Below are 16,442 nucleotides of genomic sequence, written 5' to 3'. Positions count from 1 at the left end.
AACGCCACACCAGGCACCACAGCCAAATTGACGGGAAGTGACGTCACCCTAACCGACCATGACCAACCTACCCAGTAACCACCGACACCCCACCACCGCATCACAGCATCGAACCCCGGAAGCCGGCAAGCCACACCATGATCAAAACCCCACCGCACAGGGGAATCCCCAGCCGGACGGGCACGGACACGAGGGATGCTCGTCGCACGAGCACCCACCGAGCGCCCAACCGACCACAATGGACAGGAAAGCGAAGGGGCCCGACCCGCGTTTCCGCAGGTCAGGCCCCTTACGATCTTGTGCGCCCGAAGGGACTCGAACCCCTAACCTTCTGATCCGTAGTCAGATGCTCTATCCGTTGAGCTACGGGCGCTTGCTGCTCGGCCAGTCTACACAACCGGCTTTCGCGCGGAGACTCCGGGATTCGAACCCGGGAGGGGCTTTAAGACCCCAACCGCATTAGCAGTGCGGCGCCATAGACCAGACTAGGCGAAGTCTCCCTGGTGACCCGGAAGCCACCGCGCCCGAGAATACAGGTCCGCACCCGCCCGGGGCAAAGCGACTACCGGGAGTCGGGTGCCGCGCCTGGCCGGACCGGCCCGCCCGAGGCTGCCGGAGCGCGCCCCACCAGCCCGCCCAGGGCTGGTGGGGCCCGCCTGACCGGCGCGGTTTCCCGCTGTGCCGCCCCCGGATCAGGGCTACGCTCCATCGACATGGAGGAGCAGCCGCCCAGCGACCCGCCCCGCCGCGCGCCTGGTGAGGGCACGCGGCGACGCCGTTCCGCACGGGCGGCCTTCACGCCGCCCGCGCCTCCCGAGGCCGATTCCGCCCCACCCCGGGATCCGGCCCCGGCGGCACCGCCGCCCCGCCCGCGCCGGCCCAGGCCCGCTCCGACCGTGCTCTTCCAGCCGCCCGATTCCGGGCAACCGACGCCCCGGGCCGTCCCGGGCAGGGCGAAGAAGAGCGAGTCGGCCGTCGGCGAGCAGCCCGAGGACGTGACCGGGGGACGTGACGAGCCACACGCCGGGGCCGAGCCGGGACCGGGCGGGCCGGAGACGACCGGACCGGCCGCCACACCGGGGACGCCCGCCACGGAGCCCGAGACGGACGTCACAGCGGCTGAGCCGGCCGCCAGGGCGCGCGCACCGAGGAAGGCCACCGCGCGCAAGGCAGCCCCCGGGAGGGCCACCCCGGCGAAGTCGGCGGCGAAAGCCACCCCCGTCGAGGCGACGGCGGAGGCTGCCCCCGCCAAGGTGACCGCGAAGGCCGCCCGGAAGAAGGCCGCCCCGGCCAGAACCGCTGCCGAGCCCGCCCCCACGACGCCGGCGGCCGGAGTCGTGGCGGTACCGGAGGCCGCCGGGCCGGTGGCGCGTACCGCTGGGGTGGGCCTGCGGGCGACGGCCGCGCGGGTGCTCGACCAGCCGGGCTTCGCTCCCGAGCTGCTGGCCCTGGCCGCGGTGCGCACGCTCGGGCCGGACGCTCGCGAGTGGGCCCGGCGGCACCGGGCCGCCTACCCGGAGGCGACCGCCGACGGGCTCGCCCGGCTCGCCACCCGGCGGTACGTCCGGCTGGCCCGGGCGGGCGGGGCGACCGCGGCGCTCGCCGGGGCGTTCGCGCCGGTCGCGGAGCTGGCGGCGGCGCTGTGGGCGCAGGCCGGGCTGGTGCTGCACCTGGCGGCGGCGTACGGCCGGGACCCGGCCGACCCGGAGCGGGCGGTGGAGCTGCTGGTGCTGACCGGGGTGCACCCGGACCAGGCCGACGCACGGGCGGCGCTGGCGGCGGCGGAGGCGGCGGCCGGCGCGGTCGATCAGCCGTGGCCCCGGGTTGTGGAGGGGGCCCGTCGGTTGGCCGCGCCGCTCGGCGCGTGGCTCGGGGTGCGGTGGGCGGCCCGGCTGGTGCCGGGGGCGGCCGTGCTGGCGGGCGCGGCGGGCGGCTCGGCCGCCGCCGAGCGGCTGGCGGCCCGCGCGGTGGCCACCTACCGCCCGCCGCGCCGGGGCCGCTGACCGGGACCGCCGCTCCCGAGGCCGCTGATCGGAGCCGCCGCTCCCGGGAGGGCGCTGATCGGAACCGCCGCCCCGGGAGGGTCGCTGATCAGGGCCGCCCCGCCCGGCAGCTCTGCCCCGGACCACGAGCGGTCAGAGCCAGTCGAACCATGATCTCGGCAGGAGGGCGTAGCCGACGAAGGCGACGACGTCGAGCAGGGTGTGCGCGACGATCAGCGGCATCACCCGCTTCGTGCGCAGGTAGAACAGGCCGAACACGACGCCCATCACGGCGTTGCCGACGAACGCGCCGAAGCCCTGGTAGAGGTGGTAGGACCCGCGCAGGACGGCGCTCGCCGCGAGCACCGCCCAGAGCCGCCACCGGAGCTGGCGCAGCCGGGTGACCAGGTAGCCGACCACGATCACCTCCTCCACCACGGCGTTCTGCACGGCGGCGAGGATCAGCACGGGGACCGTCCACCACAGGTCCGGTAGCGCGGCCGGGACGACGGTGGCGTTGACGCCGAGCTGGGCGGCGACCCAGAACAGCGCCAGGCCGGGCAGGCCGATGAGCGCCGCGAGGCCCGCGCCGCGCGCCAGGTCGGAGCCGGGGCGCCGCAGGTCGACCCCGAGGGTACGGGCGGGGTCGCCGGGGTCGCGCGCCAGCAGGTGTACGGCGAGCAGCACCGGTAGCAGAGCGAAGACGATGCCGAGGAGCTGGTACGTCAGGTCCAGCCAGGGGCGGGCCGACTGGGAGGTGTTCAGGGCGGCGGTCTGCTTCGACAGCGGCCCGTCGGCGGTCAGCTTCGCGGCGATCGACACGAGCGCGTAGACCGCCGACCGCCCGAGCGAGAGCCCGAGCACCAGCAGCGTCTCCGTGCCGAGGACCCGGCGGGACGCCGGGCGGGTGGGCTCAACGGTCACCGCACCACTCTGCCCGACCGGCGGCCGGCGGGACACGGCCGGTGGGGCGACGGAGGGCCGGTGAGGCGGCGTCCGGACGGCCCGGCAAGACGGTGTGAGCGGATCGCACATTCTGTGCGACCGGCGCACACGCTCCGTGGACATTCTATGCGGGCCCGATCCGCCGGCAGGAGGAGGAGCGCCGAAGTGGACGACGTCGCGCGGTTGTTGAAGGAGAGCTGGACCCTGGTCGAGGAGCACCGGGACCGGCTGAGCGGCCACTTCTACGCCCGGCTCTTCCTGCTCGACCCCGCACTGCGTCAGCTCTTCCCGGCGGAGATGACCGGCCAGGGTGACCGCATCCTGGACGCGATCGTGACCGCCATCCAGGTGGTGGACGATCCGGAGAGCTTCGAGGAGTACCTGCGCGCGCTCGGCCGGGACCACCGCAAGTACCACGTCGACGCGGAGCACTACGCCACGATGGGCGTCGCGCTGCTGGACGCGCTGCGCTGCACCGCCGGGGACGGCTGGAACCTGACCTACGACCAGGCGTGGCGAGACGCGTACGGGGCGATCTCGGAGAAGATGCTGGCCGGGGCGGCGGCGGACGGGAACCCGCCGTTCTGGCACGCCGAGGTGCTGACCCACGAGCGGTACGGCCAGGACACGGCCGTGCTGACCGTGCGCGCCCTCCAGCACCCGCTGCCGTGGCGGGCCGGCCAGTACGTCAGCGTCGAGGTGCCCCGGCACCTGCCCCGGGTCTGGCGGACGTACTCGGTGGCGAACGCCCCGAACGACGACAACGTCCTGGAGTTCCACGTGCGGACGCCCCCGGGCGCGGGCTGGGTCTCCGGGGCGCTGGTCCGTCGCACGAAGGCGGGCGACCTGCTGCGCGTCGCCGCGCCGATGGGGTCGATGACCGTGGACCGCGCCTCGGAGCGGGACATCCTCTGCGTCGCCGGTGGGGTGGGGCTGGCCCCGGTCAAGGCGATGGTCGAGGAGCTGACCACCTGGAACCGGAGCCGCTGGGTGCACGTCTTCTACGGGGCCCGGCGCGCCGGCGACCTGTACGGGCTGGCCGGGCTCCGCGAGCTGATGGAGACTCACCCCTGGCTGTCGGTGACCCCGGCGTGCAGCGAGGAACCGGACTTCGACGGCGAGCACGGCGACGTCTCCGAGGTGGTCGCCCGGTACGGCCCGTGGACGAACCACGACTGTTACGTCTCGGGCTCCGCCCGGATGGTCCGGTCGACCCTGCGGGCGCTCGCCGAGGACGGCGTCCCGCCGCCGCACACCCGGTACGACACGTTCGGCGACCTGTAGCTTTCCTCCCCCCGAAAAAAGGACCGGGTCGCGTGCCCCCGCCCCCTGGGGCACGCGACCCGGTCCTCCCCCGATACCCGCTCAGTACCGCCAGGGGTTACCGGTCTCGCGGTACTCCTCGACGGGCACCAGCGGGACGCCCGGCGTCATCCGGTCGACGTACAGCCGGCCCTCCAGGTGGTCGATCTCGTGCGCCACGAGCCGGGCCATGGCGAACTCGAACGAGGTGATGATCCGGCTGCCGTCCCACTGGGCGTGCTCCACGTCGATGCGCAGCGGCCGGGGCACCAGCCCCCGGTGGTCGAAGAAGGAGAGGCAGCCCTCGTACTGCTCGTCGGTGTCCGGGGAGGCGTCGACGACCCGGGGGTTGAGCAGCACCACCGGCTCGGCGGCGCGGTCGGGCGGGCGGACCACGGCGGCGGCCCAGGCGTGGCCGAGCTGCGGGGCTGCGATGCCGACGCCCTTGCTGAACGGGTGCAGCTCGTCGAGGCGGACCAGCGCCGAGCAGAGCCGGTCGACCAGCTCGCGGGCGGTGGCCTCGTCGGCCGGCAGGTCGAACTGCCGGCTGGGCTGGCGAAGCAGGTCCGCGCCGCGCTGGACGATGCCGAGCCCGCGCATCCGGTCGCTGGCCCGGACCCGGACGCTCCCCGCCGGCCCGCCCGGGTCGGACTCGGGCGGGCGGCTGCGGAACCGCCACTGGAGCCGGTACCGGGCGTTGAGCGGCGGGTCGTCGGTGCGCCAGTCGAAGACCGCCCGGTCGCCCCGGCCCTCCCGGACGATCGGGCGGCGCAGCGGCCCCTCCTCCGCCGAGAGCGAGGTCTCCACCCCCCAGACCTGCGGGTCCAGCTCGGTGGGGAGGTCCAGCCGCACCGAGAGGTGCCGGGTGGGCAGCCGCACGGCCCGCTGGAACCAGGGGCCCCACTTCTCCCGGCCGACGCGGTACGCGTACTCGATGGTGACCCGGTCGCCGGGGTAGAGCGGGAAACGGCCCTCGTCGTTCTCGAAGAGCAGCCAGATCTCCTTGAACGCGTCCCGGTCGTGCTTGGCCCGCCAGTGCATCGGCTCGGGCTGCCCGCCGTCGTGGCGGTGCGCCCGCAGTTGCAGCTCGGCGAAGGTGAGCGGGTGGTCGCGGTGGTGCCGGTTCGACCGGCCCGGGTCGTTGGGGTACCGGTCGACGGCCACCCGGACGAGGTAGCGGGTGACCGGCTCGGTGCCGGCGTTGTAGAGCTCCCGGCGGATGGCGCAGTGGTAGGCGTCGTGGGTGTGGGTGAGCACGGCCTGCTCGCGTTCCACGATCAGCCCGGTGCCCGGTGGCATCCACTGGCCGGGGGCGGGGTGGTCGCGGTGCGGCGGGGTGGAGCGGCCGTGGCGCAGCTCGTCGTACTCCCGGAAGCGCTGCCAGATCGCGCCGCTGGCCTCCAGGACGGCCTCGGCGCGGCGGGCGAAGTCCTCGGTCGGCCGGTGTCGGCGCCCCTCGACGTGGCTGACGTATGACGGGTCGAAGCCCATCAGCGTCGCCAGTTGCTTCTTGGACAGCCCCCGCTCGGTCCGGTGCCGGGCAAGCTCGGCCGCGAACGAGTCGGCGGCCCGCTCGATCGGAGAGGTCGTCATCGGCTTCCTCAACGCAGGGGAAGTATCAGTTTCACGTTCCGTACGCGAACGCGCACAGAAGTGGCACTTTGTCGACATTCACCTTGACAATTCACGCGCGAACGTCGATGCTTCCGCGCCCTACGGCGCACTCCCGCCCGGCGGCCAGGCGGGCGTCGCAGCCCGAACCCGCCCGACCCGGGGTGACGGGCGCCTCCCGATCACCCTCGGATGAGGCTTCCCATACGACGAGGCACTAGTTAGGCTAGCCTTAGCTCAGTAACGCGGACCGTAGTGGGGAGGCCAGGTGACAGCGGTGATGCCCACGACCGCGACGCCGCTCGCCCCGGTGACCGCCACCCTCCGCGCCGTGTTCGGCACCGACGACCTGCCCGGCCTCGCGCCGGGCCTGCTGGTCACCGACGACCGGTTCGGCTGGGCCCCGGCCACCACCCTGGTCGACGGCACCCGGCTGCCCGAGCTGCTCTCCGCCGCCGCGCGGCGCTGGGGCGGCACCCCGCACGCCTGCGCCGCCCTGGCCTGGAAGGCCTACAGCTACTGGGCGGCCCTGCCGGCCGTGCTCGGTTGGGCCGCCGCCCGCCGGGTGCCGCTGCTCGACGCGTCCGACGTGCTGATCCACTTCGAGGCCCACGGCCCCCTGGTGACCATCGGGCTGCGCCGGTCGACCGCCGTCGCGGTGCTCCCCTCCGACCCGCTGGCCCTGGCCGGGCTTCCCGAGGTGCGGGTGGTCGCCGACGAGGCCGAGTTGCTGGCGGCGCTGCGCGCCTCCCTGCTCGACGCCCATCTCGCCCCGCTGATCGCCGCCATCCAGACGGAGGTCCGCATCGGCGCGCGTACGCTGCTCGGCTCCGTCGCCGCCAGCGTCGCGCAGGCCGTGCTTGGCGCGGCGGACACGCTGCCCGGCCCCGCCGTCCGGCACGTCGAGACGCTGCTCGCCGCGCTCGACCTGGCCGACCTGGTCGAGCTGGTGCCCGGCCCGGCCGGAAAGCCGACGGTCCAGCGGCGCACCTGCTGCCTCGCCTTCACCCTGCCCAGCCCGAAGGTCTGCCAGGGCTGCTGCCTCCGCTCCGCCTGAGCGGCCCCCACACTGGTCCGCCTGAGCGGGCGGCCCGGCTCGCGTCAGCTCGTCAGCGGGCGGACGTCCCAGACCCAGACCCCCCCGGTGTACGTGGGGCGGACGCCGGTCAGCTCGGTCATACCCCGGCGCAGTGCGTCGGCGTGCTCGTGCGGGCCGAGGACGACCACCCCCGCCCGCCAGTACCGCAGGTCCTCCAGCGCGGCCCTGCGCGTCGGCCCGGTCACCGGCGGCACCTCGCCCGTGCGCCGGATGGTGAGGAAGAAGCTGCTGGTCGGACGGGGCGGGGCGGTGAAGAGGGCGATCCGGCCCTCCGGGGCCCCGGGCCGGGTGTCCGGCCCGAGGAAGTAGCCCCGGGCCAGCGGCAGGTCCAGGCCGGTCGCCGCCGACCAGCGCAGCGGGTCGGCGTAGTTGGTGTCCGGCAGGGGCAGGGTCACCACGCTGCGCCCGCCGGCCACGTACGGCCGCCAGGCCCCGGAGGTGACGAACTCGGGCACCGGGTCGAGGCGGGTGGCGGGCAGCGGGGTCGGGAACGCCGGGAGCAGCGCCATGAACAGCACGGTGGCGGTGGCGAAGCGGATCTGCGGCCGGGCGGCGGGGTGCTCCCGGGCCAGCCGGCGGGCGTGCTCCGCGCCGAGCGCGAGCAGCACCCCGACCAGCGGTACGGTCGCCAGCGCCCACCGGGTGGGGACCACCGAGTGCAGGATCGGCAGGTTCTCCAGCGCCGCCCAGGGGCCGGGGATCCCGGTCGCCCGGCCCTCGAACTGGATCTCCCGGCCGAGGGAGAGCACGGCGAAGAGCAGGCCGACGGCGGCGAGGCCCAGCACGACCGGGCTGCGCCGCAGCCACCACACCAGCGCGCCCACGAGCACGACGAGGGGCCAGCCGAAGAAGCCGTTCTCCTCGGTGGGGTTCTTCACCAGCCGCGCGGCGACCTTCGGATCCCCGGCGACCGACTCGCGGGCGAAGGCGGTGAACGAGGCCAGGTCGGTGCGGTAGCCGCGGATCAGCTCGGACAGCCCCTCGTACGCGCCGGGGCCGAAGAACTGCACGTAGAGCGGGTAGGCCAGCGCGCCGGCGGCGAGGACGGCGGCGACGCCGAGGCCGGCGAGGAACGGCCGGGCCTGCCGGCGCAGGTCGGCGCGGCGCAGGGCCAGCGCGGCGACCACCACGCCGAGCCCGATCGCGGTCATCAGCAGGATCTCCAGGTTGATGAACGCCTGCCAGACGATCACCAGCCCGAGCAGCACGCCGTTGCGCAGCCACCGGCCGCCCTCGGTCAGCCGCAGGGTGCGCCAGACGATCAGCGGCACCACGAACTGGCTGACGATGTTGGGGTGGGCGTTGGCGTGCGACACCATCGCCGGGGCGAACGCGCAGAATCCGGCACCGAGCCAGGCGGGCCCCCGGGAGCCGATCAGCACGCGGGAGAGCACGAAGTACCAGGCCGCCGCGGTGAGGAACATGCCGCCGGTGAGGAACACCAGGAATGCGGTACGGGGGCCGAACAGGACGGTGACCGGCGTCATTGGCAGGGAAATGGATAATACGGACGTGTTGGCCATCAGGTTCACGCCGTCCGGCACATTCATCCGGTCCGAGCCGAACGGATATGCGAAATCGGTCATCACGCGCGCACCGTGCGCCATCATCCACTCGAAGAGCGCCTGATCGGAGCGGTTGTCCCGGACCCCGTGCCCCGGGTTCGCCCAGAACCGGAGGGTCACCCAGAGCGCGAGCAGCGCGAAGCTGGCCAGCGCGGCGGCGTCCGTCCACCACCCCCGCTTGTCGACACGGCGACCCGGCCGGCGAGTAGTCATAACAATTCGCAGAGTAGTCACACCGTGACGCCGACGTGCGCGTTTCGGGGGACTGGCGTACTATCTGCCGGGTTCGCCGACCGCCGATCTCGTGCCCGCCCCGACCGCAATTCGGCCACCCCCGGTGCCCCGATTTCGCCCCCGTCCGCTTCGGATGGTTCACTCTGTCGGTCCCGGCGCAGGTCGAGTCACACCGTGAGGAATCGACGCATGGCAGAAATCACTGGGGATCAGCGTGTCCAGTCCGAGGTCCTCGAGGGTCTCGCGACGGCGGTCAATCACCGCAGGTGGTTCGTCGAGCTGGCCGTCCCGTACCTCGGTGACAACCCCATCGAGATCGGCAGCGGGCTGGGCGACTACGCCCTGGAGTGGGCGGAGCACTTCCCCCGCTTCACGGCCACCGAGGCGGACCCGGACCGGCTGGTCGCGCTGAAGGAGCGCCTGGCCATGCACCCGAACATCGAGGTGCGGCAGATGCTCCTGCCGCACTCGGAGCGCGGGGACTACAGCGCCGCCGTGTCGTACAACGTGCTGGAGCACATCGAGGACCACGTGGGCGCGCTGCGCAGCATGCGCGACCTGGTCCGGCCGGGCGGCGCCGTGGTGATCATCGTGCCGGCGTTCCAGTTCGCGATGAGCCCGGCGGACATCGCCACCGGCCACGTCCGCCGGTACACGAAGAAGACCCTCTCCGCCGCGATGACCGAGGCCGGCCTGACCGTGGAGAAGATCCACTACGCGAACGCGCTCGGCCTGATCGGCTACTTCATGGCAACCAAGGTCTTCCGGCTGATGCCGAAGGAGGGCCCGATGGTGAAGGTCTACGACACCCTCGTCCTGCCCGCCACGAAGGCGGCGGAGCAGCTCGTCCGCCCCCCGTTCGGCCAGTCCGTCTTCGCCGTCGCCCGCGTGTGAGGAGGGGCCCCCTGTCGACGCTTTCCGCGGTTCAGGGGGCCCCTCCTAACACCTACTCCTTCACCTGGTACGTCGGGCGGATGACCGCCCGCGCCAGGGTGTGGAAGGCCAGGTTGAAGCCGACGTAGGCCCCGCTGGCGTCCGGCCCGACGCCGAGGCGCTCGACGTCGACGGCGTGCACCGCGAAGACGTACCGGTGCGGGCGGTCGCCGGCCGGCGGGGCCGCGCCGCCGTACCCGGTCGCCCCGTAGTCGCTGCGGATGCTGAACGCGCCGCCCAGGTCGGCCTCGTCGACGCCCCGGGGCAGCTCCGTCACCGACGCGGGCACGTCGACCAGCACCCAGTGCCAGAAGCCGCTGCCCGTCGGCGCGTCCGGGTCGAAGCACGTCACCACGAAGCTCTTCGTCTCGGCGGGGAAGCCCGACCAGGCGAGCTGGGGGGAGACGTTCCCGCCGCCGACGCTGTCGTGGGCGTACCGGGCGTCCATCGGCTCGCCGTTGTGCACGTCCTCGCTGGTCAGGGTGAACGACGCAACGGTCGGCAGCAGCTCGTACGGGTCCGGGGCGATCGGTCGTTCCAGGGACATCGGCACGGTCCTTCCGGTGTACGCGGGTTTCCTGCGCACCTTCTTACCCCGCACCGCCCCGCCTATCGACCACCGGCGGACATCGGCGCGCCCCGCCCGTCGCCGGCGGTGTCGACGCCGGATGGTTCACCCGACGTTACATCGACACACTTGACTCTCTCGTGACGCGGTGCTGAACTATCAGTAAAGTTTCCTAAGAATTGCGGGGATCGCATGGAACACAGAAGAAGACGCACCCGCCTCTACCGCCTCCTCGTCTCCCTGACCGCCGCGACGCTGGCCGCCGGGCTGGCCGTGGCAATCCCCGGAACGGCGCAGGCCGCAACCGGACTCACCGCCACCTTCTCGTCCGCCAACAACGGCTCCTGGTTCCTCGACAAGTACGTCATCCGCAACGCCGGGAGCACCTCGGTCAGCAGTTGGAAGCTGGAGTTCGACCTGCCGGCCGGCGTGACCCTGGGCAACGCCTACCACGGCAACGTCACCCGCGACGGCAACCACGTCACCGTGGCCAACGCCCACTACAACGGCACCATCCCGGCCGGCGGCAGCACCGACCCGTTCAGCTTCTGGTTCATCGCCAACGGGTCGGGCGCCGAGCCACTGAACTGCCGGGTCAACGGCGACAAGTGCGACGGCAGCCCCGACCGGGCACCCGCCACGCCGACCGGGCTGGCGGTGACCTCCCGCACCACGAAGACGGTCTCGTTGAGCTGGAGCGCCGCGACGGCCACCGACTTCCCGGTCGCCGGATACGACGTCTACCAGGCGGGCGAGCGCGTCGCCACGGTCAACGGCGCCACCACCGCCACGGTCACCGGGCTGACGCCGAAGTCCACGTACACCTTCACGGTGCGGGCCAGGGACACGCGCGGCAACCTCTCCGCGGACAGCGCGCCGGTCTCCGCCACCACCCTCGACCCGGCCGACGACCGCACACCCCCGTCGACGCCGACCAACCTGCGCGCCACCACGACCGGCGACGTCAGCGTCACGCTCGCCTGGAACGCGTCCACCGACGCCAGCGGCATCGCCGGCTACGACGTGTACCGGGGCGACCAGCTCGCCGCCACGGTCACCGGCACCACCGCGACCGTCACCGGGCTGAGCCCGCTGACCCCGTACAGCTTCACGGTGCGGGCCCGGGACACCTACGACAACGCCTCGGCGGCCAGCTCGCCCCTCAGCGTCACCACGAAGGACGTGGTGGGCGACGGCAAGTACGCCCGGGTCGGGTACTTCGTGCAGTGGGGAATCTACGGCCGCCAGTACTTCGTCAAGAACCTGGACACCTCGGGCGCGGCGGCGAAGCTGACCCACATCAACTACTCGTTCGCGAACATCGACCCGGTCAACCTCACCTGCCTCCAGGGCGTCACCAAGGGCACCACGCAGAACCCGCAGGACCCGAACCAGGGCGACGGCGCGGGCGACGCGGACGCCGACTACGGGCGTCCCTTCAGCGCCGCCCAGTCGGTGGACGGCGTGGCCGACAGCGGTTGGGAGCCGCTGCGCGGCAACTTCAACCAGCTCAAGAAGCTCAAGGCCAAGTATCCGCACCTCAAGATACTGATCTCGCTCGGGGGCTGGACCTACTCCAAGTACTTCTCGGACGCGGCCGCGACGCCCGCCTCGCGGGAGAAGCTCGTCCGCTCCTGCCTCGACATCTACCTCAAGGGCAACCTGCCGGTGGCCGGCAACTCCGGCGGGCCCGGCACCGCCGCCGGCATCTTCGACGGCGTCGACCTGGACTGGGAGTGGCCCGGGGCCGAAGGACACCCCGGCAACCACTGGGGCCCGCAGGACAAGGCCAACAACACCGCCCTGTTCGCCGAGTTCCGCCGGCAGATGGACGAGCTGAGCAAGACCACCGGCCGCCGGTACCTGCTGACCGCGTTCACGCCCGCGGACCCGCAGAAGATCGCGGACGGCTGGGACATCACCCGCTCCGACGGCAACCACAGCGTCTTCGACTACATGGACTTCGCCAACGTGCAGGGCTACGACTTCCACGGCGCGGGCAGTGACAACTCGTGGGAGCCCAACCGCACCGGGCACCAGGGCAACCTGTACCGGGACGAGCAGGACCCGTACCAGTTCGAGTTCAGTGTCGACCGCGCGGTGAAGACCTATCTCGACGCCGGCGTCAACCCGAGACAGCTCACGATCGGCTTCGCCTTCTACGGTCGGGGCTGGCAGGGCGTCGCCGCCGGCACCGCCCCCGGGGGCGGGTCCGCCAACGGCGAGTGGCAGAGCGCCACCGGGGCGGCACCGGGCCAGTTCGCCGAGGAGGCCGGCACGCGCGGCTACTCCAACCTGCTCGCGATGGTCCCCAACTGCACCGTCCACCACGACACCCAGTCGGTCTCGACATACTGCTACACCGGCAACGGCGGGCAGTGGTGGAGTTTCGACGACGCCTGGTCGATCGGGCAGAAGGCCGCCTGGGCGCGACAGCGCAACCTGCTCGGCGGCATGATCTGGGAGATGTCCGGCGACACGTCGAACGGCACGTTGATGAACGCCATCCACACCGGCTTCTGACCTGTCGGGTTCCCACCGCCTCGTCGAGGCGGTGGGAACCCGCTGCCGGCGGCGTCGGGGCGGAGTGACCACGGTCACCTCCCCGCCGCAATCCTGTAATAATGTTCTCCGTGCCGACGCGGAAGTTCTCACTTCCTGCAATTTCGCCCCCTTCGACGCCTGCAGCGGCCCCGAACGTGCCGTTCGGCGCCAGCCTGCGGGCAGCCCGCGAGCGCGCCGGTCTGACGCAGCGGGAGCTGGCCGACCGGGCCGACGTGAACATAGCGACCATTCGTGACCTGGAACAGGGCCGCAGCCGCCTGCCACGGCCGGCCTCGCTGGACGCCCTGGTCGGGGCACTGGGGCTCGCCGGCGAGGCCGCCGAGCTGGTGCGGGCAGCCGCGACGGCCCGCAGGAAACCGACGCCGCAGCCCGATTCCCCGCCCGGCCACCCCGCCGACGAACTCTCCGTGGCGGTGCTCGGCCCACTTCGGGTGCGGTGCGGTTCCCACGAGATCGAGCTGACCTCCACCAAGCAGCGTCGCATCCTGGTGCGCCTGGCGCTGAGCGCCGGCGAGGTGGTGGGACGCGAGGACCTCATCGAGCTGCTGTGGGGCTACCAGCGGCCACCGCAGGCCCAGCAACTGCTCCAGAGCCACGTCGGCCGGCTCCGCCGGAAGCTGCGACTGCCCGACGCGACGAAGGTGCTCCGCCTGGCGGGCGACGGCTACCGCCTCACGCTCGCGCCACAGCAACTGGACCTGCTTCGGTTTCGTCGGCTCGTCGCCCTGGGCGCCGATGAGGCCACCCCCGAGCTGACCGGCAGCCATTTCGCGGCAGCGGCGCTGCTGTGGCGTGGCGAGACGGACGTGGAGGCGCTGCGCGACCATCCGGTGAGCACCGCCCTGCGGCACCAGTACGCACAGCTTCTCCGTAGCTGGGCGGCGCTCACCCGGGAGTTCGGCGGCTGCGAGCAGGTGTTGCCGCCGTTGCGGGAGTTGGCCCGACAGTTCGAGCTGGACGAGCCACTGCACGCCGAGCTGATGATGACCCTGTCAGCCAGCGGGCGGCAGGCCGAGGCGCTCGCCACCTACCAGAGGATCCGTGCCGCCCTGGTGGATCAACTGGGCATCGAGCCCAGCCCGGAGCTCCGGCAGGCGCACGACTACGCGTTGCGGCGCCACGAGTTGCCGGCCCCGGCACCGGCGCACCGCCCCGTGCCCCAGCAGGCCCCCGCCCCGCCGTCCGGTTTCGTCGGCCGGGCCACCGAACTCGGCACGATCGGGGCCGCCCTCGCCGGAGGGGGGCCCGAGGAGGGGCAGGTCTCCCCCCACATCGTCATGCTCAGCGGAGCTGCGGGGGTGGGCAAGACCGCTCTCGCCCTGAAGGCGGCGCACCAGCTACGCGCCGCCTACCCGGACGGGCAGCTCTACGTCGACCTGCGGGGCGGCGCCGGCGTCGCCGTCGCGCCCATAGAGGTGCTCGGACGGTTCCTGCGCGCCCTGGGCGTGCCGGCGCGCCAGGTCGGGGCGGACGAGGCCGAGGCCTCGGCGGCCCTGCGCAGCGAGCTGGCCGACCGCCGGATGTTGCTCGTTCTCGACAACGCGCGTGAGGCGGCGCAGGTACGACCGCTGCTTCCCGGCCCCGGCCACTGCGACGTGCTGGTCACGAGCCGGTGGCGACTGCCCGGCCTCGCCGACGCGACCGTCGTCGACGTCGCCACGCTCCCCCTTCCGGACGCGGTGAAATTGATCTCGGATGCCGCAGGTCGGCGGCCGCCGACGGACCCCCGCTCGACCCAGGAGGTGGCGCTGGCGTGCGGGAAGCTGCCGCTGGCGCTGCGCATCGTGGCCGCCCGGCTCGCGAACCGGCCTGCCTGGAGCGCCGACGACCTGGCCCGGCGACTGCGGGACGTCAACGGGCGGCTGGCCGAGCTCAGCGCCGGCGACTCCAGCGTCCTGGCCAGCTTCCAGCTCAGCTACCAGGAGCTCAGCGAAGCCGCACGCCGGGCGTTCCGGCTCTGCGCCCTGCACCCCGGCGACGACTTCGGTCTCGACGCCACCGCCGAGGCGCTGAACCTGGACCCGGTCGCGGCGGACGCCGTCGTCTGCGAGCTGCTGGACGGCAACATGCTGCTTCAGTCGACCGCGGAACGGTTCAGGTTCCACGACCTGCTCGGGTTGTACGCCGGCAAGCTACTCGCCGCCGGTGACCCCGGTGAGCGCGACGCCGCCCGGGGGCGCCTGCACGCCTGGTATCTCGAACACCTGATCGCCGCGATGGGGCACGTGTCCCCACACGCCGTCCAGCTACCGACCACCGTCACCGGGCGGGCGGGCGCCTTCGCGGGGCAGGAACAGGCGTTGGAGTGGCTGGACCGGGAGGCCGCCGGGCTGGTGGCCCTGGTCGAGCAGACCGCCGAGCCGGGCCAGGAGCCGGTGAGCTGGCAGGTCGCCGACCAGCTACGGGGGTACTTCCTCGTCCGGCGGCACGTGGACCGGTGGCTCCGCACGGCGGAGGCCGGTCTGCGGGCCGCGACGAAGGCGGCCGACGATGCCGCACAGGCCGCGCTGCTCATCAGCCGTGGACAGGCCATGTGGGCGCTGGGTCGCCACCGGGAGGCACTGGACGACTACCGGGCGGGCGCGCTGCTCGCCGAGTCGTGCGCGTGGCGTGAGGCCGCCGCGTACCTGTGGCACACCAGCGGGGTCGTGCAGGCCGAGCAGGGCATGCTCGACGACGCCCAGGAGTCGTATCGACGCGCGCTCGCCCTGTGCGGTGACGAGAGCGCCGGCTACGTCCGGTCCCTCGCGCTCAGTGGTCTGGGTGCCATGTACGTGGACCAGGGGCGGCTGCGGCCCGCCGCCGAGTGCTTCACGGCCGCGCTCCGGCTCAACCAGCGGGCCGGCCGGGAGGCGTCCGCGTTGTCGGCGCGGGGGAACCTCGGGATGGTGCTGCGTCAGCTCGGCGAACTCGACCAGGCCGAGACCTGTCTGACAGCGGCGCTGGCCGGCTACCGACGACGCTCGAGCATGCATGGGGAGTTGTCGATCCTGGACGAGATCAGCCAGCTCCACCGGCAACGGGGCGCACCGGCCGCCGCCGCCAGCGCGGCCAGGGAGGGCTACGACGTCGCCCTGATCGTCCGCGACCAGCGTGCCCAGGTGGCGTTGCTGACCTCGCTCGGCGAGGCGCACCTGGCCGGCCTGGACGTGCCGGAGGCGACGCGGTGCTTCCTGCGCGCGCAGGCCATGGCGAGGCAGCACCACTACCCGTACTTCGACGCCCGCGCGGGGGTGGGCCTGGCCGGCGCGTTCCTGCACACCGGCGACCGCGACGCGGCGCAGCGGGCCTGCGAGCTGGCCCACGACACGGCACGGGCGCACGGCTTCCGCATCCTCGAAGCGGACGCCCTGGCGGTGCGCGCCGACTGCCTGGCGGAACACGATGCCGGGACGGCGAGCCGGCTGCTCGACGAGGCAGCGTCCATCTACCGCGCTGCGGGCGCGGACCGCATTGCGGACGCCCTCGTCCGACGGTGACCCGGGCCACCGGAGGGGGATCGGACGCGTGGGTACGGGACAGCTACGGGAAGCCGGGCGTCGGTCGCGCGTCCCGGCCCGTCGTTAGCTTCGACGCGCTGGGAGCAGTTGTCGATCTCGGATGCCGACGGACGCCCACCCATCAGGGCGTTTCCGAAC

At 73.1% G+C, this 16,442-nt stretch carries 10 protein-coding genes and 2 tRNA genes; 6 read left to right on the top strand and 6 right to left on the bottom strand.

What is annotated here, in order from left to right:
• Positions 1-300: 300 nt before the first annotated feature.
• Positions 301-373, bottom strand: a tRNA-Arg gene (locus tag LPU43_RS06350).
• A 36-nt stretch (positions 374-409) separates the two neighbouring features.
• Positions 410-500 (bottom strand) — tRNA-Ser (locus LPU43_RS06345).
• A 396-nt stretch (positions 501-896) separates the two neighbouring features.
• Between LPU43_RS06345 and LPU43_RS06340 the strand changes: the two genes are divergently transcribed.
• A complete protein-coding gene (locus tag LPU43_RS06340; RefSeq protein WP_229399268.1) occupies positions 897-2,003 on the top strand; it encodes an EcsC family protein in 1,107 nt (368 codons plus the stop codon).
• Positions 2,004-2,135: 132 nt separating this feature from the next.
• Here the strand turns inward: LPU43_RS06340 and LPU43_RS06335 are convergent, their stop codons facing one another.
• Positions 2,136-2,906, bottom strand: a complete 771-nt coding sequence (locus LPU43_RS06335; RefSeq protein WP_229399267.1) for a CPBP family intramembrane glutamic endopeptidase — start codon at positions 2,904-2,906, stop codon at positions 2,136-2,138.
• Positions 2,907-3,092: 186 nt separating this feature from the next.
• Between LPU43_RS06335 and LPU43_RS06330 the strand changes: the two genes are divergently transcribed.
• Entirely contained in the window at positions 3,093-4,211 is a 1,119-nt protein-coding gene (locus LPU43_RS06330; RefSeq protein ID WP_229399266.1) for a globin domain-containing protein, read from the top strand.
• A gap of 81 nt (positions 4,212-4,292) precedes the next feature.
• On the opposite strand, the gene LPU43_RS06325 is transcribed toward LPU43_RS06330, so the two are convergent.
• Positions 4,293-5,822, bottom strand: a complete 1,530-nt coding sequence (locus tag LPU43_RS06325; RefSeq protein WP_229399265.1) for a peptide deformylase — start codon at positions 5,820-5,822, stop codon at positions 4,293-4,295.
• Positions 5,823-6,120: 298 nt separating this feature from the next.
• Between LPU43_RS06325 and LPU43_RS06320 the strand changes: the two genes are divergently transcribed.
• Positions 6,121-6,897, top strand: coding sequence for an IucA/IucC family C-terminal-domain containing protein (locus LPU43_RS06320; protein ID WP_229399348.1), 777 nt, complete (start codon positions 6,121-6,123; stop codon positions 6,895-6,897).
• Positions 6,898-6,941: 44 nt separating this feature from the next.
• Here the strand turns inward: LPU43_RS06320 and LPU43_RS06315 are convergent, their stop codons facing one another.
• Positions 6,942-8,717 (bottom strand): DUF6311 domain-containing protein, encoded by a 1,776-nt coding sequence (locus tag LPU43_RS06315; protein ID WP_229399264.1) that lies wholly within the window; start codon positions 8,715-8,717, stop codon positions 6,942-6,944.
• Between the two features lie 210 nt (positions 8,718-8,927).
• On the opposite strand from LPU43_RS06315, the gene LPU43_RS06310 reads away from it, so the two are divergent.
• Positions 8,928-9,632, top strand: coding sequence for a class I SAM-dependent methyltransferase (locus LPU43_RS06310; RefSeq protein ID WP_229399263.1), 705 nt, complete (start codon positions 8,928-8,930; stop codon positions 9,630-9,632).
• Positions 9,633-9,684: 52 nt separating this feature from the next.
• Here the strand turns inward: LPU43_RS06310 and LPU43_RS06305 are convergent, their stop codons facing one another.
• On the bottom strand, positions 9,685-10,218 hold the full coding sequence (locus LPU43_RS06305; RefSeq protein ID WP_229399262.1) for a YbhB/YbcL family Raf kinase inhibitor-like protein: 534 nt from the start codon (positions 10,216-10,218) through the stop codon (positions 9,685-9,687).
• A 213-nt stretch (positions 10,219-10,431) separates the two neighbouring features.
• On the opposite strand from LPU43_RS06305, the gene LPU43_RS06300 reads away from it, so the two are divergent.
• Both LPU43_RS06300 and LPU43_RS06295 read left to right on the top strand, forming a co-directional pair.
• Positions 10,432-12,762, top strand: a complete 2,331-nt coding sequence (locus tag LPU43_RS06300; protein WP_229399261.1) for a glycosyl hydrolase family 18 protein — start codon at positions 10,432-10,434, stop codon at positions 12,760-12,762.
• 176 nt (positions 12,763-12,938) lie between these two features.
• Positions 12,939-16,283, top strand: a complete 3,345-nt coding sequence (locus LPU43_RS06295; RefSeq protein WP_229399260.1) for a BTAD domain-containing putative transcriptional regulator — start codon at positions 12,939-12,941, stop codon at positions 16,281-16,283.
• Positions 16,284-16,442: the final 159 nt, after the last annotated feature.

This window comes from Micromonospora okii, from assembly GCF_020884795.1.
Classification (GTDB): domain Bacteria; phylum Actinomycetota; class Actinomycetes; order Mycobacteriales; family Micromonosporaceae; genus Micromonospora; species Micromonospora okii.
This window is presented reverse-complemented; position numbering and strand designations above follow the sequence as displayed.